This window comes from Lishizhenia tianjinensis, assembly GCF_900116425.1.
Classification (GTDB): Bacteria; Bacteroidota; Bacteroidia; order Flavobacteriales_D; family Crocinitomicaceae; genus Lishizhenia; species Lishizhenia tianjinensis.
In genome coordinates, this window is the sequence record NZ_FPAS01000002.1 from 164,099 (window position 1) to 187,061 (window position 22,963).

General features: G+C 38.0%; 23 protein-coding genes. 6 read left to right on the plus strand and 17 right to left on the minus strand.

The window, feature by feature from the left end; translation table 11 throughout:
• Positions 1–364 precede the first annotated feature (364 nt).
• From BM327_RS07470 to BM327_RS07520, 12 genes are all read right to left on the minus strand, one after another.
• Entirely contained in the window at positions 365–1,654 is a 1,290-nt protein-coding gene (locus tag BM327_RS07470) for a murein hydrolase activator EnvC family protein (protein ID WP_170853711.1), read from the minus strand.
• The gene (locus BM327_RS07475; protein ID WP_090247785.1) at positions 1,638–2,453 is read right to left on the minus strand and encodes a lipoprotein insertase outer membrane protein LolB1; all 816 of its coding nucleotides are present in this window, start codon (positions 2,451–2,453) and stop codon (positions 1,638–1,640) included. Before BM327_RS07475 ends, BM327_RS07470 begins: the two co-directional genes overlap by 17 nt.
• Positions 2,434–4,155: a tetratricopeptide repeat protein gene (locus BM327_RS07480; RefSeq protein ID WP_090247787.1), complete on the minus strand. Its 1,722-nt coding sequence runs from the start codon at positions 4,153–4,155 to the stop codon at positions 2,434–2,436. The genes BM327_RS07475 and BM327_RS07480 overlap by 20 nt, the downstream gene beginning before the upstream one ends.
• Positions 4,152–5,162 (minus strand): sugar phosphate nucleotidyltransferase, encoded by a 1,011-nt coding sequence (locus BM327_RS07485; RefSeq protein ID WP_090247789.1) that lies wholly within the window; start codon positions 5,160–5,162, stop codon positions 4,152–4,154. Before BM327_RS07485 ends, BM327_RS07480 begins: the two co-directional genes overlap by 4 nt.
• 5 nt (positions 5,163–5,167) lie before the next feature.
• Positions 5,168–5,602: a dUTP diphosphatase gene (gene dut / locus BM327_RS07490; RefSeq protein WP_090247791.1), complete on the minus strand. Its 435-nt coding sequence runs from the start codon at positions 5,600–5,602 to the stop codon at positions 5,168–5,170.
• A 115-nt stretch (positions 5,603–5,717) separates the two neighbouring features.
• Complete coding sequence (locus BM327_RS15980; RefSeq protein WP_262987296.1) at positions 5,718–5,852, minus strand: hypothetical protein; 135 nt, start codon at positions 5,850–5,852, stop codon at positions 5,718–5,720.
• Positions 5,852–6,166: a YbjQ family protein gene (locus BM327_RS07495; protein WP_090247793.1), complete on the minus strand. Its 315-nt coding sequence runs from the start codon at positions 6,164–6,166 to the stop codon at positions 5,852–5,854. The genes BM327_RS15980 and BM327_RS07495 overlap by 1 nt, the downstream gene beginning before the upstream one ends.
• On the minus strand, positions 6,163–7,656 hold the full coding sequence (locus BM327_RS07500) for a hypothetical protein (protein ID WP_090247795.1): 1,494 nt from the start codon (positions 7,654–7,656) through the stop codon (positions 6,163–6,165). Before BM327_RS07500 ends, BM327_RS07495 begins: the two co-directional genes overlap by 4 nt.
• A gap of 54 nt (positions 7,657–7,710) precedes the next feature.
• Positions 7,711–9,153: an oligosaccharide flippase family protein gene (locus BM327_RS07505; RefSeq protein ID WP_090247798.1), complete on the minus strand. Its 1,443-nt coding sequence runs from the start codon at positions 9,151–9,153 to the stop codon at positions 7,711–7,713.
• Between the two features lie 6 nt (positions 9,154–9,159).
• Entirely contained in the window at positions 9,160–9,939 is a 780-nt protein-coding gene (locus tag BM327_RS07510; RefSeq protein WP_090247800.1) for an enoyl-CoA hydratase/isomerase family protein, read from the minus strand.
• Between the two features lie 22 nt (positions 9,940–9,961).
• A complete protein-coding gene (locus BM327_RS07515; RefSeq protein ID WP_090247802.1) occupies positions 9,962–10,639 on the minus strand; it encodes a DUF4956 domain-containing protein in 678 nt (225 codons plus the stop codon).
• Positions 10,629–11,387 (minus strand): polyphosphate polymerase domain-containing protein, encoded by a 759-nt coding sequence (locus BM327_RS07520; protein ID WP_090247805.1) that lies wholly within the window; start codon positions 11,385–11,387, stop codon positions 10,629–10,631. Before BM327_RS07520 ends, BM327_RS07515 begins: the two co-directional genes overlap by 11 nt.
• Positions 11,388–11,793: 406 nt before the next feature.
• Here BM327_RS07520 and proC point away from each other — a divergent pair, with 406 nt between their 5' ends.
• The gene (gene proC / locus BM327_RS07525) at positions 11,794–12,591 is read left to right on the plus strand and encodes a pyrroline-5-carboxylate reductase (protein ID WP_090248899.1); all 798 of its coding nucleotides are present in this window, start codon (positions 11,794–11,796) and stop codon (positions 12,589–12,591) included.
• 199 nt (positions 12,592–12,790) lie between these two features.
• Here the strand turns inward: proC and BM327_RS07530 are convergent, their stop codons facing one another.
• Positions 12,791–14,482, minus strand: coding sequence for a DUF4139 domain-containing protein (locus BM327_RS07530; protein ID WP_139230294.1), 1,692 nt, complete (start codon positions 14,480–14,482; stop codon positions 12,791–12,793).
• Between the two features lie 69 nt (positions 14,483–14,551).
• Positions 14,552–15,718 carry a Kelch repeat-containing protein gene (locus BM327_RS07535; protein ID WP_090247810.1) on the minus strand — a complete coding sequence of 389 codons (1,167 nt, stop codon included), beginning with the start codon at positions 15,716–15,718 and terminating at the stop codon, positions 14,552–14,554.
• 251 nt (positions 15,719–15,969) lie between these two features.
• Between BM327_RS07535 and BM327_RS07540 the strand changes: the two genes are divergently transcribed.
• Both BM327_RS07540 and BM327_RS07545 read left to right on the plus strand, forming a co-directional pair.
• The gene (locus tag BM327_RS07540; protein WP_090247813.1) at positions 15,970–16,155 is read left to right on the plus strand and encodes a hypothetical protein; all 186 of its coding nucleotides are present in this window, start codon (positions 15,970–15,972) and stop codon (positions 16,153–16,155) included.
• 78 nt (positions 16,156–16,233) lie between these two features.
• Positions 16,234–16,884 (plus strand): hypothetical protein, encoded by a 651-nt coding sequence (locus tag BM327_RS07545; protein WP_090247815.1) that lies wholly within the window; start codon positions 16,234–16,236, stop codon positions 16,882–16,884.
• 229 nt (positions 16,885–17,113) lie between these two features.
• Here the strand turns inward: BM327_RS07545 and BM327_RS07550 are convergent, their stop codons facing one another.
• The 3 genes from BM327_RS07550 to BM327_RS07560 all read right to left on the minus strand — a co-directional run bounded on the left by BM327_RS07550 (position 17,114) and on the right by BM327_RS07560 (position 19,583).
• On the minus strand, positions 17,114–17,407 hold the full coding sequence (locus BM327_RS07550; protein WP_090247818.1) for a hypothetical protein: 294 nt from the start codon (positions 17,405–17,407) through the stop codon (positions 17,114–17,116).
• A 153-nt stretch (positions 17,408–17,560) separates the two neighbouring features.
• A complete protein-coding gene (locus BM327_RS07555) occupies positions 17,561–17,905 on the minus strand; it encodes a four helix bundle protein (RefSeq protein ID WP_090247820.1) in 345 nt (114 codons plus the stop codon).
• A 136-nt stretch (positions 17,906–18,041) separates the two neighbouring features.
• Complete coding sequence (locus BM327_RS07560) at positions 18,042–19,583, minus strand: acyl-CoA carboxylase subunit beta (RefSeq protein WP_090247823.1); 1,542 nt, start codon at positions 19,581–19,583, stop codon at positions 18,042–18,044.
• Positions 19,584–19,825: 242 nt separating this feature from the next.
• Between BM327_RS07560 and BM327_RS07565 the strand changes: the two genes are divergently transcribed.
• From BM327_RS07565 to BM327_RS07575, 3 genes are read left to right on the plus strand one after another with little or no spacing between them, the layout of a single operon-like run.
• Positions 19,826–21,475, plus strand: a complete 1,650-nt coding sequence (locus BM327_RS07565; protein ID WP_090247826.1) for a hypothetical protein — start codon at positions 19,826–19,828, stop codon at positions 21,473–21,475.
• A gap of 33 nt (positions 21,476–21,508) precedes the next feature.
• On the plus strand, positions 21,509–22,072 hold the full coding sequence (gene pth, locus BM327_RS07570) for an aminoacyl-tRNA hydrolase (RefSeq protein ID WP_090247829.1): 564 nt from the start codon (positions 21,509–21,511) through the stop codon (positions 22,070–22,072).
• Positions 22,072–22,941: a fructosamine kinase family protein gene (locus BM327_RS07575; protein ID WP_090247830.1), complete on the plus strand. Its 870-nt coding sequence runs from the start codon at positions 22,072–22,074 to the stop codon at positions 22,939–22,941. The genes pth and BM327_RS07575 overlap by 1 nt, the downstream gene beginning before the upstream one ends.
• The last annotated feature ends 22 nt before the right edge of the window (positions 22,942–22,963 follow it).

Genomic DNA, 22,963 nt, shown 5'->3' on the forward strand with positions numbered 1-22,963 from the left:
TTCCTTTTTTTATGCTCCCTCCTCCCTCTGTTGCTCCCCACTCTTGCTCAATACTCTTGCTCAATACTGTTCCTGCATCCTTATCGTGCTTTCCGCTAAAGTTCACCTTGCTCAACTAAGTTTAGCTAAGTTTATTTTTAGCTTCTTTTAGTCGCTAAAAAGCACTAAGCTACACTAGGTCTGCTCAAGGCAAAGCTGCCGCTCCTATCACGGGCTGAAATACAGTTGGGAGAGTGAGAAAATCAGTTGGGAGAGTGAGTATGGAGTATGATAGATGAATCCTTGAATCGTTGAATCGTTGAATCTTCGAATCGTTGAATCATTGAATCATTGAATCTTCGAATCTTTGAATTGTTGAATCCCACTAAGATCGCGCTATCCACAAATTCGGGTTCAAACGCTCTACACCATTTTCCGTAATGACGTGTATCTCGAAGTGCACTACAGATAATTCTCCGTCTTTAGAAGGCAATAGAGAGCCGATTACTTGCTTGCTGTCTAATTGCATGCCCTTGGTTACATAAACCTCCTGTAAGTTGGCGTAAACGGTTCTATAGTTACCGTGCTTTACAATCACAACCTTTCCTCCTCCAGAAATACTAAATACACTGGTTACTTCTCCTTTAAACACTACACGTACTTGTGCATTTTTCGGAGAGCTGATATCTACTCCATTGTTGTTGGTAAACACGTTGTTTAAGGTTGGGTGAGGGTTTCTTCCGTAATTCTCTGTGATGGTACCGCGTTCTACAGGCCAAGGTAATCTACCTTTGTTTTGATCAAAACCATTGCTCTCATCCAATTTGTCGGCTGTTTCTGGCAAGGGTTCCGGACTTTTACCTCCTTCAGCTTTTTGACGTGCTAATTCTTCTCTACGCAAACGTTCTTTTTCTTTTCGTATGCGTTCAAGTCGGGCTTGTTCTGCTGCTATTTCCTTTCGTATAGCCTCCTGAATCTTTGCCTGTAATTGTGCCTTCTTTACTTCCTGGTCATGGAGGTTTTTACGTAAACTCTCTTCTTCTGCCTTTAATTCTTGGTATAGATTTTCTTGTTGTTGTTTGGCCTGTACCAAGGCTTCTCGTTCTTCCTTCTTTTTAGCCAGTAACTCAAGTTTTTTAACCTTCTCTTTTTCTAAGTCTTCTATGTCAGATTGCAGGGCATTCATCTTCTGATGTATCACCGTCAATTGCTTTTTCTGAACCTCTGTAAGTTTTTCCAAATAAAGTTTTCTCTTCTTGGCCTCCTCTATAGTTTCAGAACTAAAAATATACATCAATTGCCCGTACTTACTTCTGCGTTTGTAAGCAAATAAAAGAAGTTCCTTGTATTGATTTTTAAGTTTGTCTATGCTTTCGTTTAAGCCATCTATGGAAAGTGTTTTTTCCTTAATTGTGGCCTCTGTAGAGCGTATCTGGTTATCGAAGTTACGAAGTAATCGCTCCCTGTTTTTTACTTGATTGTTGAGTAATTTAAGTTCCTCTAATGAAAGTTTAGTGTCCTTACTAGAATTTTCTAATAAAGCTTTGGTAGCAGCAATTTGCTGCTCTAATTTAGCTTGTTCTTGCTTGAGTCTGTCAGATGTCTTTTGTGCCCAATAACTTCCAACAAGAAGTAGGGGTAGCACAAGGATTAATATTTTACTGACATTCTTCATAATCATCAGGTATAGCTAAATATAACTTTTTGCGTTGATTGACCTTCGTTTTGTTGTATTCCAATCCTATAGTAATAGTGTCTCTAGGGGTTGTAATTAATACATCTACAAACTCAGGTACACTTAAACTATCCACCATCTCTCGTTTTTTGTAATTAACCTCTATATGCGTTGTGTCTATAGGGTTCTCAATTACAATTTTGTCAAGGTTCTTAGCTTCCTTGTCTAGGTAATATAACAAGATAATATCGTCGTAATCTTCCTTTTTGTCGGCCTTTTTTATTTGGCGTTTCTTGTGACTAGAAATAATGTAATTGTACGGACTATTGATTTGGAAATACTTCTCATCCTTGTTCCAGTCTATAGGTTGCCCCAAGAATATTTCCTCTAAATTTCTTTGCTTAAACTCAACACCTAAAATACTCTTGAGGTAATCCATATTTTCTTGGATGTAGCACTTTTCTCTGCGATTAACCACCGTTAAAGTATCAGGGGTAATCATAGCCGTGAAAATCGGAATGTTGGCGTAGGTGATAAAAGCATTGATGGCACTATCTCTTCTAACACGTAAGGATGTCTTGAAACTGTAAGAGACATGTCCATCCGAAAAATCAGTTGAAATTTTCGAGTAGAAATGTTCGGGTTTCAAAAGGGAGATACTATCGAGTATGTCAACCAAATCATTGGTTTTCATACGCGGTAATTTGTCCAATTTATCATTCGCTTGTTGCACCCCACAAGATGTGAGTACGAGGGCAATTAGAGTTAAAGACAGTATTTTAGTAATACTTCTGTTCATAGAAGGTTTTTGTTTCTAATTTTTTATTAATGTTTAGGTTATTGGTTAAGAATTGTTGTGCTTTTCTCCATGCTGCCTCCGCTTCTGCTGGTTGTTGAAGTTGAAAATATACATCTCCTAATAAATCCCAAGCATTAGCATGTTCTGGGTAGGAAGAAAGAAAAGTCTCGAGCTTGTTTTGGGCATCTGTATAGTTGCCATCAGCACTTGCTTTTAAAGCTTGAAAATACAATAAAATGTCAAGCTGAGAATTAACTTCTTGAAGATCTACCAATTTTGGTGCGCGGTAAAAATGTTGAAAGTGCAGTGCCGCAATTTGGTAATCTTGTTGCATAACACCTAGGTCTTTGGCTTCGGCCATAGAACTTTTGTATGATTTAATATCTCCCTCCAGTATTGCAAGGTGTGCTTGACTGATATGGTGTAAAAATTCTATGGTGTCTGAGGCTACTAATAAATAACTTTCCCCCATCTCTAAACTCTCCTTTGCAAGGTCTATTTCTTTATAATAGGCAAGTACTTGTGCATTCAAGAAGTAAAATTGTGGAAGCACGGGGTAGTTCTCCATGGCTTGATGAACACTTGCGTTTAAATTCCCAAACAAACCGAGTTGAGATTGTAAAAGGCTTAAGGATAACCACGATTGAAAATCATTAGGATTCTCCTCTAAGCGCTGTTGAGCCAAGTGTAAAACATTGTTGGCTTTCCCCACAGCCTTATAATATTTGTCAAGCGCATCCATTACAGGTGGATGATCAGAAAAGTTATTTTGGATGTTGTCTGCCAATTCCTTTATACTGTCTGCACTAAATACTTTTTGCTCTTGTAAAAACAATAAGTTTTCGGCGATGCTAAGTGCCGGAAGTGTTTTGCTTCTGATTCCCTTTTGTAAAACTTCTTGCTTTAGTTCATCTTCAATTGGAGGTTGTATTTTGAGTAAATACAAGTAGGTTGAAACATCTGTATACTCCTGTTTTAATTCTGAAAATAATCGTTTTTTAAACGTTTCTAAACTACTGGTTTTTATGTAGTGCCTTAATATATAAGTTTGTGTTTCAGGGTTGTAAGGGTCAGCTAGTCTTAGTTTTGTAATTTCTTCTTCTAAAAGGTCTTCTTGCCCAATTAAAGGCAACATTTCAATTTTTAATTTAGAGATTTGTGGGTTAACGCCCACCAATCCTTCAACATTATTGAGCGCTTTAACGGCTTCTTTATACTTGCCTAACTGCACATTACATTGTGCATAGTAATATTGAAAATTGTAATCTCTGGGTTCGTTGTTCACCACCATTTCCCAGTAGGGGAGCGCACGTTCAAATTCACCCAATTCCAAAAGTGTCATTGCCAAAACCTCGGCGTAATACATGTTTTTGGGATCTAAATCATAGGCTTGTTGAAAATAGCTTTGCGCAATTAGTGGGTTGTTTTCGGCTAAGGCTAAATTTCCCAACGCAAAAAAGAGTGCGTCGTTTTCTGGTGTTTTTTCTACCAGAGAAAGGTAGATTTCTTTGGCTTCATTGTTATTTCCTGCCAATTGCAAGCGAAGTGCTTTGTGGAAATCTTCTATGTTAGGGTAGGCTTTTGCACTTAAACTATGGGCATCATCTAGCGCTTGCTTCTTCAAGTCTTCAGGTTGAGCAACACCCCAAAAACTGGCCAAAACAAACGCTAAACAAATCCCTATGTAGTTTAATTTTATCATTCAGTAATTTCACAGAAATCACCAATGCTAAGGTCTTTTGCTCTTCCTTCAAAAAGAACTTTGTTCCCTATCATGGCATTCTCTAATATAGCTTTATTGATGCGAGTATCTGCCTGAATATTTGTGTTTTTTAATATACTGTCTTCTACAGTTGTGTTTTTACCTACACTTACGTGCGGACCAACAACTGAATTCTTAATCACAGCACCTTCGCCAATAAAACAAGGTTGGTTAATGATAGAATTTTCTATCACTGCAGAGGCATGAACGTTATTTATTCCTTTTTCTGCATCGTGTATCAATACGCGTTGGTTGGTTTCTACCGTAACTTTCTTGTTACCACAATCCATCCATTCGCTAACTTCTCCAGGGAAACATTTGTTCCCTTTCTCTGTCATACGTTTTAAAGCATCAGGCAATTGGTATTCACCACCTTTAATAACGTCGTTGTCTATTAAGTATTCTAATTCTGTTCTTAAGTCTTTTCCTTCCTTGAAGTAGTAAATTCCTATCATAGCAAGGTCAGAAACGAAAGTCTGAGGCTTCTCAACAAAATCGATGATCTCACCAGCTTCATTCATTTTAATTACCCCAAATGCAGAAGGGTTATCGATTTGCTTTACCCAGAATATAGCATCTGCGTCTTTGTTTAATTCAAAGTCCGCTTTAAACAAAGTGTCGGCAAAAGCAACGGTAACCGGACCATCCAACAATTCTTTGGCACACATTACTGCATGTGCAGTTCCCAAAGGTTCTTCTTGGTGGTGTATAGATCCTTGCGCACCCAAACTTGCCGCAACGGCTAACAATTCTTCTTCTACTGCTTTTCCAAAATCACCGATTACAAAGGCAATATCGGTTACTTTTTCTGGCGACATAGCCGCGATATCTTCCACCAAACGGTGAACGATAGGTTTTCCAGCAACAGGTACTAGAGGTTTAGGTACAGTTAGTGTGTGAGGTCTTAGGCGAGATCCTCTTCCCGCCATAGGAACGATAATTTTCATAGTAATTATTTAACGCCAGTGCTGCCAAATCCGCCAGCACCTCTTTCGGTTTCAGATAAATTTTCAGCTTCTTCCCATTGGGCTTGTTCGAATTTTGCAAAAACAATCTGCGCAATTCTTTCGCCTTTTTCTATGGTAAAAGCTTCATTCGATAAGTTAATGAGTATCACACCTACTTCTCCGCGGTAGTCCGCATCTATCGTACCTGGAGAGTTTAATACAGTAATTCCCTTTTTCAATGCCAATCCACTACGCGGACGAACTTGCGCTTCATAACCTTCTGGAATCTCCAAAAACAAACCTGTTTTTACCAAGGCCCTTTCTAAGGGTTGAAGGGTTATACTTTCCTCTACGTTTGCTCTAACGTCTACTCCTGCAGATGCTGAGGTTTCGTATTGAGGTAAAGAAAATTCTGATGTGTTGATTACCTTAACTTTCATAGTTTGCAAATGTAATGAAAACAAACGAAAATTTGGAGGGCCTTTGATGGTCGGTAAAGGATAGTTTTACAGCTTTTATTAAACGCAAAAGTCCTGCATTGCTGCAGGACTTTTTTCAATTATCTCTATCCTCAAATTCTTCCTTTTCTTTTTCTTTTCCTCGTTGGATTACAAGGTAGACAAGAATAGCAATAACTACTATTCCAACCGCAAAAGGGAATAAAGAAGCGAGGCCAAATATGAGTTCCATTATTTCAGTTTTACAGCCGTTCCGTAGGCCATGATTTCAGAAGCTCCTTGCATAACCATGGATGTGGTGATGCGAATATTTACAATGGCATCAGCATTTAATTTTTCGGCATCTAACATCATACGGTGCATGGCTTCCTCTCTACTTTGAGCTTGAAGCTTGGTGTATTCAGAAATTTCTCCACCAACTATGTTTTTTAGACTGGCAAATATATCTCTACCCACATTTCTAGCTCTAACCGTGCTACCACGAGCTATTCCAAGTATTTCTTCAATCTCTCTGTTCGGAATTGTTTCTGTTGTTGTCAAGATCATATTTCGTAGTTTACTTTACTGATGAAAAAGATAGTTCTATTTCTGTTACCAATAGGTGCATCTTTGTCTTTAATACGTTGAATACCGTAAAGTAAGAAGTTATCTTCGAACCAGTAGCTTAAGTCAGTTCTTGAGTATTTTACTTTTTCACTTTCTTTTAACTCTATTCTTTCACTCTCTACCTCACGGGTAATATCTCCTTCTTTTAAGTCAATAGATTTACTCACAATTCGCGTACCTGATGTAAACATCATAGAGAAGTTATCTGGATCTTCTGTATTCACTTCTAAGAATAATTTAACGTAGTAAGGCTTATAACCAGGGTACATTCTAAAGCAGTTATCCCAAACTAGTTTTCCTTCTATGTCAAACTTGGCTACCACGGCGTGTGTGTACTGGTACCCATCAAATTCTTGACGAGTTTGAGGTTGACCGTTTACGTAAGTAGTTACTGTACGGTAAGTAGCATAGTACGCTTCTCCAATGAAAATGAAACTTCCATCTTCTTTTTTAATTACATCGTGCGCAGCAATGTTGTAGTTCAAAGAAAGTTCTTTACCTCTTTTCTTTTTACGTGATTGTTTTTTCTCAATTTTATCTTGCTTCTTCTCTGGAAGGTAGCTTAAGAAGTCATCCAATTCTAAGAAGTTGTAAAAGTTGATGCTTTCTACTTTACCGTTGTCAATAATACCAAAGAAAAGTCCCTCTGAAGTAACGGTGCTTTTTTTAGAGTAAGTTCCAGAAATTGAATACGCATCTTCTCCAATTTTAGAAAAGCTGTAATCCATTAATTTCTCCTTGTCATCTGTTGCCGTATAAATTTTAAATTGATCAGTATCTCCTTCTTCATCGATTACCACAAGGTAGGTGTGACGCTCAGTTCTGGTTACATTTACATCTATAGATACAACTATTTCATTGGCATCTTCCAACATCTGCATGTTGTTTACATGTAACCTTTTCGATTTTACATTCTTAACACGTAATGGAATAGATTTGATTTTATGCGTATCTAAATCTAATTTTAGAATGTAGTCTTGCTTCTTACTAATTCCGCGTAGGTAACAAATTCCATTCATTACCTTCATCTCTTTGATGCTCATATTATCTGGCAAAATTCCAGAAAATTGATCCAGCTTTTGCTTTTCAACATTTAGTGTAAAGAATTCGTAATTTCCTTTACTGTTAAAGTGAATTTGATAAATACATTTTTCATCAGTAAACTGACGCTCGTAGCTGTATTTTTTGTCAATTACTTTGTGAAATGATTCGGTGATTTCTAGGTCTTTAGAATAGATGTCGAAGTTTAAAGTTCTTTCCTTACGCTCTATTTTTTCATTAGAGAAAACAAAACCTGCGTCTCCAAAGGAAGAGATGGTTTCATCAGAAGTTTCTTTGGTTTCAATTTCTATTCTTTCTTCTATTACCGCTTGGGCTTGAAGGTAGAAGGTGCTTAAAGTGACTAGACTTAAAGTGAGTAGTTTATTCATGATTCTTAATTAGTAAATAATTTTAGAGCCTGAATATACTAATTTCTTCCTTTCTTATCTGAATTTGGGACGTTCTATAAACCAGAAGATTCCTAAAAATAAAAGGAGAAAGCTGTTGTGGATTACGAATTGTAAAGTTCCGACTTCCAGACTCATCCATTTACAAAGCATGAAAAATAAGACGGCGCTTCCAAGATAAAGACTAAACTTCCTTAGGTTGTAGGGAATAGGGTAGTGTTTTTGACCGAGTAAGTAGCTTGCCATCATTTGTCCGCCATACACCAAAAAAGTAGTCCATGCACAAGCCATATAACCATAGGTGGGTATAAACAAGAAGTTTAAACTTAAGGTAATCACTGCTCCTCCAATGGCAATATAAGCTCCAAATTTTGTTTGATTACTGAGCTTGTACCAAATACTTTGGTTGATGTATATTCCAGAAAAAATGTTGGCCATCAGTAATATGGGAACAACATTCAACCCCACGTGGTAAGCAGGGTTAGTAATGAAATGCTTGAAAATATTGATGTTTAAAGCTACCGCTAAGAAACAGAGACACAAGGCCGCTACAAAGTAGTTCATCACCTTTACATAGGTTTTGTTTTTGTCCTTCTCCTTTTCTTGGGCGAAAAAGAAAGGTTCGGCTGCATACCTGTAGGCTTGCAAGAAAATGGTGACTAACATGGCCAATTTGTAACAGGCACTGTATATCCCCACTTGGGCCTCAGCGTATACCAAGTCGCCCGTATTAGCATAGAGCAATTGCTTTAATAAAATTCTATCTATTGTTTCATTAATGATGAAGGCAAAACCAGCCAATGCTATAGGGAAAGCATATTTTAACATGCGTTTGGTGAGTGCTCCATCTAAACGGAATTTGATGCGGAAAAAGGACTTGCGCAACAAGACCAATTTGGCAAAAGAGGCAAATAAATTGGCCATTAAAATCATTTGTATTCCTCCTTCAGGATATTCGGGATCGTAGAAACCGAGTAAGAAAATAAGGTTGAAAATGATGTTAATACCTATGGAGCTAAACTGTATACCTGCAAATTTTAAGGCTTTGTTTTCTGCTCTAAGTTTGGCCAATGGCAAAGCAGTTATCGCATCCAAGGATACAATGAGTAAAAGTAAAATGATGTATTCTACGTGCTCGGGATAGAGCATGGCGTTGGCCAAGGGCTGACTAAATATCAGAAAAGGAAGGATGATCAGTGCATTGATGAGTAAGACACTCACAAAAGAGTTATTGAAAACTTTGTCCTTGTCTTTTTCCGAATTTAAAAATCTAAAATAGGTGGTTTCCATCCCAAAGGTGAGGAAAACCATAAGAAAAGCTACCCAAGCATAGAGTTCTGAAACAACTCCATAATGCTGGGTAGCAGATCCGAAAATGTATGTGTAAAGCGGAACTAAAAGGTAGTTGAGCAATCTCCCTACGATGCTTGAAAGTCCGTAAATGGCAGTTTGTCCAACCAGTTTTTTAATTGCGCTCATCTATGTTTATGATCTAAAGTTTGCTTTTCTTTTTTCAATAAAAGCTCCAGTTCCTTCTTTGAAATCTGGTGTTCCAAAACAGTTGCCGAATTCTTCAACTTCTTTGGCGTAACCATCAACACCGTCTTCGTAGTTGGCGTTAATAGCGCGTATAGCAGCAGCAATTGCATTACCTGAATTGTTCAAGATTTTACCTGCAATTTTTTCGGCCAATGCCATTAATTCTTCTTGAGTAGTAACGTGGTTAACCAATCCCCAAGATTGTGCTTCTTCAGCTCCTATCATACCAGCTGTCATAACCATTTCCATGGCTTTACCACGTCCCACCAATTGTGCTAAGCGTTGCGTTCCACCGTATCCTGGAATTACACCCAAAGAAACTTCTGGTAAGCCCATTCTTGCATTGTCTGATGCTACTCTAATGTGCGCAGCCATTGCCAATTCTAAACCTCCTCCTAAAGCAAAACCGTTAACGGCTGCAATAACTGGCGTGCTTAAGTTTTGTAAGAAAGTAAATAGCTTTTCCTGACCTTGCGCAGCCAAATCTTTTCCTTGAGCTGGGTCAAAATCTGCGAACTCTTTGATGTCTGCACCAGCAACAAAAGACTTCTCTCCAGATCCTGTCAAGATGATTACTCCTGTTTGCGCATCTTTATCTGCAGCGTCTAAAGCTTCGTGTAATTCTTGAATCGTAGCTTTGTTTAAAGCGTTTAATTGTTTGGGTCTGTTAATGGTAATGACTTGCGTCATTCCTTTTTGTTCAACGATAAGATTTTCGTAACTCATAAAATTATTGTTTCGTGTTCGTTTATGCGAGATCGTTTTCAGAAGTAGATGAATTGTAATCACTAATGTGTTGTTCATCATCGTAATAGAAGATTCTCACTTCTGCTACATCCTTCAGAAAATCTATTTTTCCTATTTCAAATCTATTAATTTTCAAACCTGTTCTTTCTTCCAAATCTGCCAGCATTAAGGCTTCCTTTTCAGGCTTAATCAAATCAATTTTTTCGTAAATAACAGTTTTGCGCGTCTCGTGTTTAAGGAGCCATAAGTACTCCAAACCATAGGTTAATAAAATGAGGGTTGCATTTACAATGCTCATTTCAACCACACTGATTTGTTTGCTAGATAGTGAATTGATTACAGATACACCTATCACGATAAAGAGATAGGTCATTTCCTTGATTTCTATAGGGTTGGTTCTGTACCTGATGATACCAAAAATGGCAAACAACCCCAGTCCCATACCTGTATCTATGTCTAGCTTTTTCAACCCAAAACAAAGGAAGAAAGTCACTAAACCTATGAGGTAATAGGTAAATAAGTAATCCTTGCGCTTCGTTTTTGGATAGTACAAAAATCGAATAATAATGGTCAAGAAAATCAGCGTGATGATGAGTCTAAACATCAAGGTGTACACATCCTTGTTGGTGATCTGAAGATCCATTAAATCAGAGATGTTGGAAAATATGTTAAGCAACATTATTATTGATTTTTTTCAATTTTAGTAATTTCTCTTTAAAGCGATTGTACTTTATTTTCTTCTGCGAATATAACTCAATTGTTCCTATGCAGTATTTGCTCAATCGGTACGGACGTATGCCCATGTTTTTCATGACGCTAAAAAAGGGCGAATTTCGATTTACTTTTTCTTGTTTGATTTCAGCTATCACCAAATCATCAAACTTTTTAACCTCTTCTTTCCAATTAAATTGTAAGTTGATGTCTAGGGTTAAACGCTCTTCTAACTCCAAATTCACCAAAGTTATTCTGCGGTAAACATTCCACATTTTGGCTTCTACCGCACCCAAATCTTCTACATGCTTGTGCACGAAATTTAAAGATTGTTTCGAAAGTTGGGCCTCAAAGTCATCCACCTTAATGCGCTTCTTTTTCACCCTTCCTTTGAATTTGTGTTTCACTTCTAAAAACATCAAATCGCTTTCCACATACTTTCTAAACCTTACTTTGTATCGACTGTTTTTCCCGTTATGATGATCCTTGTAAAAGCTAAAGTTATCGTCGTCGAAATACAGACTTTTGTAGGTAGGAATACGTATGCCATCTACCTCTAAAATTTGGTAGTGTTCCTGTAGTTTGGGAAGAAGTGCATTCAGCTCTTCTCGGGTAAAAGCAAATTTAGTATCCACACGGTTCATCAACTTCACCGTATCCATTTCTGCCAATGATATTGGACGGAAATTTTGTACTAATTCTTCTACCTCTTTCATGAACCCTCAAAGTTAATTTTTTAGATGGAATTTCAGGTCTTAATTTAACTCGTCTAGGGCCCAAATATTGTGACTTTCCTCAAAAAACGAAAGGTCATAACCCGAGGGCTACAACCTTTCTAGTAAACATTTCTGAATTTTGGGAAATATTTACCTCACCGCGATTTGCATATTTTTAGGGTGATATAGGGTATAGTGACTTTGTACTTCCATTCATTTATTCTTTTAAGCCAGGGTCATTAATAAATAAATTAATGGATGCGTATTGTTTAGCTTTTTTCAGAGTTAAATGTTAAAAGTTATTTTGAGCATATGACCAAAGAATAGGGTTATGCCAACGAAAGCTGGTTTTGAGTTATTTGGTTTATTTTTGCAGTCACAAAAATTCATTTATAATTATCATTTAATGAAAAATTTAAAGATTGCCATTATTGGATGTGGAAACTTGGGGCTTTCCATCGTTAATGGTTTGTTAGGAACAGAGGGTTTTGAAGCCAGTAACCTTTTTGTTACCAAAAGAAATCCCGATAGTCTCGCGTATTTGCGAGAAGAAGGGGTAACTGTTTTGTCTGATAACCTTATTGCTTCTCAAGAAGCAGATATGATAATATTGGGGGTGAAACCATACAATGTCCCCCATATTTTAAATGAAATTGCCCCCGTAATCAACCCTGAAAATCAAACCATAATTTCTTTAGCGACTGGAGTTACTTTAGAGGAAATGTATCAGCATCTTCCTAAGGAAACCACGGTCTATAGAGCTATGCCGAATATCGCAGCTGACATCCAAGAATCTATTACTTGTATTTGCGGGAAAAATGGTTCCGATGTAACAGAGCAGGATGTCAAAGAACTTTTCAATAGTATAGGAATTTCTATCATGATTGAAGAGAATTTGATGGAAGCTGCAACAGTATTGGGTGCATGTGGTGTGGCGTATGTGTTGAGATTTATGCGTGCTATGATTCAAGGTGGAATTCAAATTGGATTTGATGCTAATACGGCCAACACTATCGTGAACCAAACGGTTAAAGGAGCTGCAGAATTAATTATTAAAAAGGATATTCACCCTGAAGCAGCTATAGACAAGGTGACAACGCCTAAAGGCTGTACTATAGTCGGACTTAATGAAATGGAGCACCATGGATTCAGTGCCGCAATGGTAAAGGGGATTTTAGCTTCTTATGAAAAGATTGAAAAGTAAATTGGTTTAGAAATTTCAGATATCAAATTAATAATTGAATATAAGCCCGATTCTACGTAAAGGATCGGGTTTATTGTTTTTTAAGCGGGGTAAATTATTTCGTGCAGGGCCTAAATATTGTGACTTTCCTTAAAAACGAAAGGTCATAACCCGAGGGCTACAACCTTTCTAGTAAACATTTCTGAATTTTGGGAAATATTTACCTCACCGCGATTTGCATATTTTTAGGGTGATATACGGTATAACTTAGTGGTACTTCTACTAGTTCGCCAGATTTAATTTTGATTTCCCATTCCACCAAACCTGTTCTTTCGTTCAGTTTTCCTTTTCCTATATCATTCACCTCTATGGCAATATTTTCATTGCGGGTAATCGGAACTTGATCTTGAATGATTAATTTGATGTTTTCTGCTTTGTTGTTTTTCACACGCAACACGTATTCGCTGGCTTTAGACACTTCGTTTCCAATGATTTTTTCCTTGTATTTCTTCTTTAAGAACTTTCTTTCTACGATGAGATTAGGATCTTTACCTAAACTTAAGGAAAGGGTGTCATCCATCACTCCAGGGTTAATAAAGGTTTCTCCTACATAAGAACCATCAAAGAAAATATTGGCTTGTGCAGGTACCAATTTTAAATTATCCAAATTCGTGATGTTGGCTACCAAGTAAACCGACTCATCCAATTTTGGAACCGTGTAATAGGCGAAATCGGCCTCTATATCCTCATTCTTGATGAGCACCATGTGTTTTTCATTGTTCGATTTAATGGTGTACTTCAAGTCAATTTGGAATTCTACATTAATTTTTTGTTCTACAACTGTGGTGTAATTTGCACTTGTACTGGCATACTCAAAGTTCTTTAATTCTACTGCGTCTGCTGTGGTCTTGCTGTAGGCTGCAATTTCTACTTCTTCTAATTCTTGAACTGGTTGAGGAGCTTTTTGTCTCACTTCATCTTTTCTCAAATTCGGAATGTAGCTGGTCAAATACCACTCTCTCAACTCAGGCTTTGTTTTGTTTTGGTAAGGATTATTGGTTGAAATATTCAACTTCACATCCTCCCAATCTACACCTGTATTTTGGTAAACATGTGCTTTGTAATTCAAGTTGATTTTATCCTGATTGGCACTACTTCTTAGATCATACATCGCTTGCCAACCTGCGTTGCTTACCAAGTAAGAGATGTCTAAAGTTCCTTGTGTATAAGCCTTGGCTTGCAAGGTTATTATTACTCTGTGTATAGGAGCCTTGGGTTTTGGATCACCTTGACCGGTATTTCTTTTGTACTGCTGTAAATCTCTTAAGCGGGCTTGCATGGCATTGAGTACTTCTTGTTCCTCCATTTTTTGTTGTTCCAATTCTAAACGTAGGGAACTCAATTCCATCAATTTCTTTTGGTAATATTCTAACGATTTTTGGAGGAGTTCTAAACTATCACCCACCTTACCTTTACCCTGCATAATAGGGTTAGATTTTATCATGTTTTCAGAGCTTTGAACCACCGTCATTTGATTGGTAAGACCAGCTACTACATAGCGTTGGTTAAAAATAGAGTCTTCTAAAGCAGATATCTTCTTGCGTATGGCATAGGGGAGAGCATTGGCGTCTTCAATTTCATCTGGTTTTGGGTAGTGGACATCATATTTAGAATCTAAAATGATAACATTTCCCGTTCCTGAAATTTGCAAACTTCTGGCGTCTATGCGCGGACTTACACCTTCGATAATGACTTCGTGTACACCTGTAGCTATTTTATACGTTGCACTTCTATGAATTTGTGCTCCTTGTGTATAAACTGTTACCGATTTCAACTTTGATTCTACAGGATATTCGTTCGCCTTAGTTTGCCAACCAGCAATAAGGAGAAGGGTGAGGAATAAATATTTCATGGTTTTGATTTTAAAATTCAAGCTACTGTACACCTGAATTTTTCAAACGTTCAAAACCAAATGAATTTTTTATTGAATAACTAATTTTTGACTGTGGATGAGTCCCTCATTTTCGAGGAGGTGACAGAAGTAAACCCCTGCTTTTAGCGGAGGAAGGGTGATGTAACTATCGATGGTGTTTTTTTCTAAAACAAGTTCTCCTTGTGTATTGTATAGGCGCACAAGAAGTGATGTCGCAGTATTCGTTGTACTTAAAAACACCCTGTCTTGCGCTGGATTGGGGTAAAGAGTAATTTGTGCTTCGCTAAAACTTAAACGATGGAATATTTTAGATCTAGTGAATGTTCCGGTCAACCCCGTACAGAGGTAGAACTCACGGTTAATTACAAAGTGAGATGAACCGCGCATGGGATCTGCGAGGAGGGTGTCGAGTGCGGACCAAGAATTTGTAAGTAGCTCGTATTGGTACACTTTGCTTTGAAAATCTTGATCTCCTTTCATGCCACCACCTATGATGAGTTTGGTGTCAATTTTATCGGCAAAAGCATAACTCAATTTACCGCCCGGAAAGTTATCCATAGCTGTCCATTCTTCAGAAAAAACATCAAAGCTGTACAAGTCTTCAAAATGATTGGCGGCATCAAATCCTTTTAAACCCAATCCAACAATGGCTTTTCCTTGTAGGGCTACACCAATGGCGTCTCTGCGGGCTTCACCGGGGAAATCTTTTAGTTTTGTCCAAGTATCCGTTTTAGGATGGTATTTCCAAAAATCTTTTTTTAAACCACTAAAGGAGGCACCTAATCCGAAATAACCGTATTCACCTGAGCTGAAGGCAACGGTACTCCATCTGGCTGAGTCGGGAAAATCTTGTTTTTGTGTCCATGTATCCAATTCTCCATCATATTGCCAAACATCTTTTAGCGCATCACCATCTAAACTATAACCACCGATGAGGTAGGCCTTGTTTGCAATGGTAAAAACAGCGGTATATTGACGATCAACACCTGGAAAACTACTTTTTTGTTCCCATTTTTCTGTTGTCGGATCATAACTGTAAAGCGTATTGGTTGAGCCACCGTTGTCGCTTTTGCCAGTAACACAATATCCCTTTCCTTGTAGTGCAAAAGCAACGGCATCATCTCGTGCATCTCCGGGGAAATTAGGCAAAGCTTCCCATTGTTGTGCACAAACTACAAGAGGTAATATAAGGATGAAGTAGCAGAGTAGTTTCATATAAGGAGTAACGATGAAAATTAGTATTGCGTATGAAAGTGCTTAAATTATTAATTCAAAATGGAATATAGTCATGCGTCATTTACACAACGGATGATTACAATTTATTATTCGTTGTTTGGGCGCGAAACTACTGTAAATGAAGGAGTCGAAAAAGGCTATTAACAATGAACTTAAAATTGTGTAAAACCTAATTTTGACACTTTTTTTCTTTGTCCTAAATTTGGGTATACCGAAAAACAATTGGAGTTATGAGCGAGCAAGAAATCACACAACAGATAGAAGAATTAAAGAGCAAGTTAACAGGTAATTTGTTCGAAGATGGTGAAACACAACAAGCCATTTACGAATTGAAAAAGCAGTTAAATCCTCAAATCGAAACAAATCCTGAGATGGATAATTACGATGATGAAGATTGTTTATACTGTGGAAGTTAATGACCAAAAGATATTTTGTAAAAAGCCTCGATCTTTGTCGGGGCTTTTTTAATTTTAAGCAATCATTAATTCTTGGCCATGTATAAAAGGTTTTCTCTTGTCCTTCTTTTTTCCACACTCTTTGTTTTAACATCTTGTTTTGAAATCATAGAAGATCTTACACTAAATAAAGATGGTAGTGGTAGTTTGAAAGTGAAACTCAACATGAGCGCTTCGGCGACCAAATTGAAAGGCATCATGGCTTTGGATAGTTTGGATGGAAAACCAGTGCCAAGCAAGGCGGATATCTTGGATTCACTGAATAAATATGTGGCTTTGGTAGAAAAAGAACCGGGTATTTCTGACGTGAAAGCAACCATGGATTTCGATTATTTTGTGTTTAACCTCTCCCTGAATTTTGATTCTATTGCTGCTTTGGAACAGGCGGTGAATAAATATACCAAAGAGGAAGGGGAATACTCCTGGATGAGTTGGAAGGAAGGCAATTTTGAACGCAAATCTTTAGCGATACTCAATCCTATAGTGAAGAAAATTAAAGCCAAAGACAAAGCAAAGCTCCATGAGGCGACCTATGTTTCTATTACGCGTTTTAAGGATGGAGAAGTTAAGGACATGACCAATCCTGGCGCCGTGTTGGCTGCCAACAAAAAGGCTGTAATGCAACGTTTTAATGTAGGAGAAGTGATAGACGACCCCGATCAAGTAAAGAATACGGTAACCGTAAAATAAATTCTTTGTTGCATAGTAGTAAACTGTGTTAGCGATTGAAATGGCAGCTCCTCAAGTTAGAGCTGAACGTATTGTTGCTGAAAGTACACGACCAGCGGAAGTGTGCATGAAGCTTAAATTAGTTAAGCTATAGCTTGTGGACTACAATGGAAAGCGCGCCCGAACACCCAAAAAAAACAGTTTTGAGTGTGAGTATTGAGTGTGGCTTGAATGCTGGGAAGTTTTTCCTTTATTTTTTGCTGCGTTTTGCGGCTTTAGATCCTCCGCCTAAAAATACACCCGCGCCTAAAAGGAATCCGAAATCGTACCAACCACCTGTATTGTTTACGGCATAAATGGCTACATCATCTTTGAATAAGCTAATCACAAAACTTATGGGGGCGATGATGCCGTGCCACAAGCCACCCAGGAAATTATAAGGGGTAGTGGATGTGATGCATTCGTTCACATCTTGTGAGGGTGCACAGGCACTTACGAGAAAAAGGAAAGCAAGTAGCGTGTAGCTTAATGTTTTGATTTTCATGATTGTGTGTTTGTAGGAAAGATAGGAACTATAAGTTGATAATGAAAATTATCTGATAAAAGAATAAACTGTGCCTGCGATAGAAGGATAGTGAGGAGTTTGAGTATTGAGTTTGATATTATTTCTTACGCTTAATGAGTTCTTGTCTTGCTCTTAACTTAGTCTCTTTATCATGGTATAGAGCATTTTAGAAATTTCTTCAAGTTCTTTATAGAATAAATCGAATTGAACTTTATCGAGTTGATTGATGTAGTGGAGATAATCGAAAATTGCAATACATTCAAAAATGGAACCTCTTGAAATTATGTAGAATTTTCGTCTATCGGGATTTGTAAATCTTCCTGAACCTTCTGCTATATTAAGAAGAATGCTAAGGGATGCTCTTCTCAATTGATCTTTTGTGGTTCTATTATAATTTGAAATAGAAATTAAATCGGTTACTTTTTTATTGTATTCTTTGGTTCTAGAATACACATGAAGTTTTTCAAAGTCGAACATAGAAATAGGGTTAGGTTATTTCTGTATAAGTTACAACAATGAAGTTTGACAAACAAATGAATGTTTAATGAGCTTAGTTGAAGGTTAAAAGGAGTGTAAGTAGTTCTCTCCCTACTCACACTCACTCTCAATACTGTTATAACGGAATATTTCCGTGTTTCTTCGTTGGCAACTCCTCTTTTTTGCCTTCTAACATTTTGAAGGCTGCGGCCAATTTAGATCGGGTTTCTGACGGTAAAATCACATCATCCACAAATCCTCTTTCGGCTGCTTTGTATGGGTTGGCAAACATATCTGCGTATTCTTGTTCTTTTTCTTTCCATTTTGCTTCTGGGTTTTCTGCTGTGGCAATTTCTCTTTTAAAGATAATCTCAGCAGCTCCTTTAGCACCCATTACTGCAATCTCGGCTGTTGGCCATGCAAAGTTTAAGTCGGCACCGATGTTCTTAGAGTTCATTACGTCGAATGCACCACCGTAAGCCTTACGCGTAATTACTGTAATTCTAGGCACTGTAGCTTCAGAGAAGGCATACAATAATTTTGCACCGTGAGAAATGATACCTCTCCATTCTTGGTCAGTTCCTGGTAGGAATCCTGGAACATCTTCTACACACAATAAAGGAATATTGAAGGCATCACAGAAACGCACGAAACGCGCTCCTTTACGCGATGCATCTATGTCTAATACTCCGGCCAATGAAGCTGGCTGGTTGGCAACAACTCCAATTGTTCTTCCTTCGATTCTTGCAAAACCAACCACAATGTTAGTTGCGAAATCTTTGTGTACTTCACGGAAAGAATTATCGTCTATCATACAGTCGATAACTTCTCGCATGTCGTAAGGAAGCGTAGAGTTAGCCGGAAGTATACTTCCTATTTTATCTAATTTACTTGGGTTGAATTCGAATTTTGTAGGGTGAGGTGCAAAAGTCTCACAGTTTTGAGGTAGGTAAGACATCAAGTCTCTTACTTCGTGCAATACTGTAACATCATTTTGAGAAGTAAAGTGATTAACCCCTGATTTCTCAGCATGTGCTTTCGCTCCCCCTAAATCTTCTGAAGTAACTTCTTCGTGCGTTACGGTTTTTACCACGTTGGGTCCGGTAACGAACATGTAAGAAGTATCTTCTACCATGAAAATGAAATCTGTTAATGCTGGCGAGTAAACAGCTCCACCGGCACATGGTCCCATTACCACACTTAACTGAGGAATAGATCCTGAAGCCAAAGTGTTTCTGTAGAAGATATCTGCATAACCTGCCAAAGAAACTACTCCTTCTTGGATACGTGCTCCTCCTGAATCATTCAAACCAATGATTGGCGCTCTATTTTTAATGGCCAAATCCATAACTTTACAGATTTTCTCTGCGTGTGTTTCAGAAAGCGAACCTCCTAAAACGGTAAAATCTTGAGAGAAAACATAAACTGTTCTTCCGTGAATAGTTCCGTAACCCGTTACTACTCCATCACCAGGAATCTTGTTTTTTTCCAATCCGAAAGAGTCAGATCTGTGCTCCACAAACATCCCCATTTCTTGGAAAGAATTTTCATCCAAAAGAAGGTTAATTCTTTCTCTGGCTGTTAGTTTACTTTTTTCGTGCTGCTTGGCAATTCTGTCTGCCCCACCACCTAATTTCGACGCTTCTCTTTTATCTATGAGTTGTTTGTTCAAATCCATTGTTAAGCTTTATGTTATATAATAGAATTGGCTTATGAAGTTGTAAATATCGTGATTCTGATGAATAATAAAAGTTATTTGAAAAGTAAAATGGTCTAGTCTTCACCTCAAAGTCGTATTCATAAAAGAGCAGATTACTTTATTTGTAACTCAACACAACATATTCATAACACAAAATTTTAATGGTTTAGGCGATATAAAAAAATAATTCGGCTAATTTTAACTACCAACACCCAAGCGATATGCAGTTTTTCTCTCCCCATGATTTATCTGAAGTTTTAGGACTCACTACCCAAGAAGGAATCGCTCAATTGGTTCAAAATATACAGGAACATCTAAAGCAAAATGCTGTAAGGTCTATTAAGGTTTACGGACAAGATTTTGAAGCAGAAGAGGTACTCGATTTTTTGATGGGTTTACAGGGAGAATCACTGGTGTTTATCGATTGGGTACGCTTGCATCCGGGTATTAAGAAAGCGCTGACTTTAGGCGATTTTACTACCCTGCGTATAGATACCGTTATTCGAGAACACAGTTTATTTTCTGCCTTTAAAAAGTTCTTGACTCCTTTTTTAAAAGAGAATCTAAAGCGGGCATTAAGTGAGTCACTTACCACAGAAGATTGGCAGCGCGTGAGTGAACTGTTAGCTTACACAGCCTTGCTGGTGGAGAAATCCATACTTGAGGTAGAATACGAGGTGGTTTGCACCATACAATCTCGAATAGAAAGTTTGAGCCTAAAAGTAGAAAGTGTAGACAGTGAAAGAAGGTTGATGAATACCTTAACGCTACTTTATAATCCTCAATTTTATGCTTGTTTAAATGCCCTAGAAAAGGAGAATTATGCTATAAAATTATTGCCTCTAGAACTTTTTCAGAAGCTTTTAGAGCATGCTTACATGACTCCTCAATTGGCCAAGAACATTTTGAGTCATATTCAAATTTTAGAACTCAACCCACACCACAAAAAGAAGGTGGATGAATTTAGTTTGGCCTTGAGAACGGGTAAAATTGAATTTAAAAAGGAGAGAAGAAGGGCGCGTATGAACAAGGTGCAACAATGGCAAAGGTTGGTAGTAGCCTTGTTGGTTTTGTGCGTGGTCTGCATCACTTTTGGATTTTACATACACGATGCAAAGGTCATTACCCCTGAGGTGACACATTTTCAAAGTGGTTTTGATAGTATTTCTAAAGATCAAATGGCCATGTTGGATAGTTTGTACCAACCCAAAGCCTTGGAGGAGGAAACAATAGAAAGTATTTCAGAAAGTGAACTCTACGGTACGCCCGTTTTTATAACGGGTGATAGCACAGCCTATGCTTCTATCAAAAATCTTAAAGCACGAAATTTAAAACACGATTTAATGTTGGATTACAACCTACAAGATTTTTTAGAGACGCGCAATGTGTTTGTGGCCAATTGCGATGAGCTTGATGATTTGAATGCTTTTCAGCTCAACCATTTACCCCTTAATAGCGATTCAATGCACAAAGGGAGTCATAGTTTCCAAAACAGAACCTACAGCGATGTCTACATGGTTGTTTTTGAAGATAAAGAGGAAGGGGAAATCACAGGGATTTACGTGCCCGAAGACAAGGAGGTGGAATTGAATTTGAAGGAAGGAGATTTGGTTTTCTTTTACTCGGGTCAAAGTATGTCGCCCTTTAACCCTACTGACACAAAGAATAGGGGGTATGGAAGTAGAACTTACCGACAAATGTTGAAAGGTAGTTTGGATCATCATTTCTGTAATTTTTCAGCCGTAAATAGAAATTTACTCATGCACACCTATCGCGTAGGTCCGACTCCAGAAACGGGTAAATCGGTTTTACATAGGATAAAGGGGGGTGAACTCAAATTAGTTTCTACGAGTTTGACGAAGCTAGATTAAGGCAGACTATTATTTTTGCATAAAATTGTAGTGATGAAATATCTAATTGTTGGATTAGGAAACCCTGGTGCGAAATACGAGAACACGCGACATAACATTGGTTTTAAAGTAGTAGAAAAGTTCGCCGAAGAACGCGGAGCTGAATTCGAAACCTTGAAACACGCGCAAGTGGCACATGCCAAATGGAAAGGTCGTCAAGTGGTGTTGATTAAACCAACAACTTTCATGAACTTGAGCGGAAAAGCTGTGAATTACTGGATGCAACAGGAGAAGATTCCTTTGGCTAACGTTTTGGTAATCATGGATGATATATCACTTCCTTTTGGGACTTTGCGTTTGAAAGGAAAAGGTTCTGATGCCGGACACAACGGTTTAAAGGACATAGAAAAAATGGTAGGAACTTCTAAATATGCTCGTTTGAAATTTGGGGTAGGGAATGATTTTCACCCGGGGCAACAAGCAGATTATGTGTTAGGAGAATGGAAGAAAAATGAAGCCTTGGATTTACCCGAGCGCATAGAGATGTCGACCAATTTTATCAAAGATTTTACTACGATTGGTTTGCAAATGACCATGACCAATTGGAACAATAAATAATGCTGAATACACAACAGCAACAAACCATAACTGATTTCTGCGGCTTTAATCGCCCGATAGGGAAGAGTATAAGTTTACACGGTGGAGATATCAATTCTGTTTACCTCATTTCTTGGGAAGGCTTGGCCAGTTTTGTGGTGAAGATCAATGAGAAGGACAGGTATCCGGATATGTTCAAAAAGGAGATGCACGCTTTGGAGTTCATCAACGAACATGCACAAATTGGTTGTGTAGCGCCCATAAATTATTTCGAAGACGAAAACTACCAGTATCTTTTATTAGATTGGATAGAGGAAGGAAAAAAAGACGAAACCTTCTACGTGCGCTTTGCCCATGAGTTGAGTGAAATGCACAAACTCACCCATCAACAATTCGGTTGGGGTGTAGATAATTATATCGGTTCTTTGGAGCAACACAACGACCAAAAAGACACCTGGCAAGAGTTTTATGCCACCCAACGCATACTTCCACTTACAAAAATGGCTTTTGACAATGGTTTACTAAACGAGCTTTGGGTGCGTGGAATTGAAAACTTCTGTAAGGAAATCGATAATGTCTTTCCTAACGAACAACCTGCACTTTTGCACGGAGACCTATGGGGAGGAAACTACATGGTAGACGCCGGTGGTGATGCTATGTTAATAGATCCAGCTATTTATTTTGGTCACCGAGAAATGGACTTGGGCATGACCCAATTGTTCGGTGGATTCAACGATAATTTCATAGAAGACTACAACGTTTATTCCCCTTTAGAAAAAGGATGGCAACAACGCATCAAGTACACCCAGTTGTATCCGTATTTAGTTCACCTTAATCTCTTTGGAAGAAGCTATTTACCTGGAGTGCAGAAGGTGGCGATATTGTTTTAAGCGCGAATTGTGCGGTTTGGGT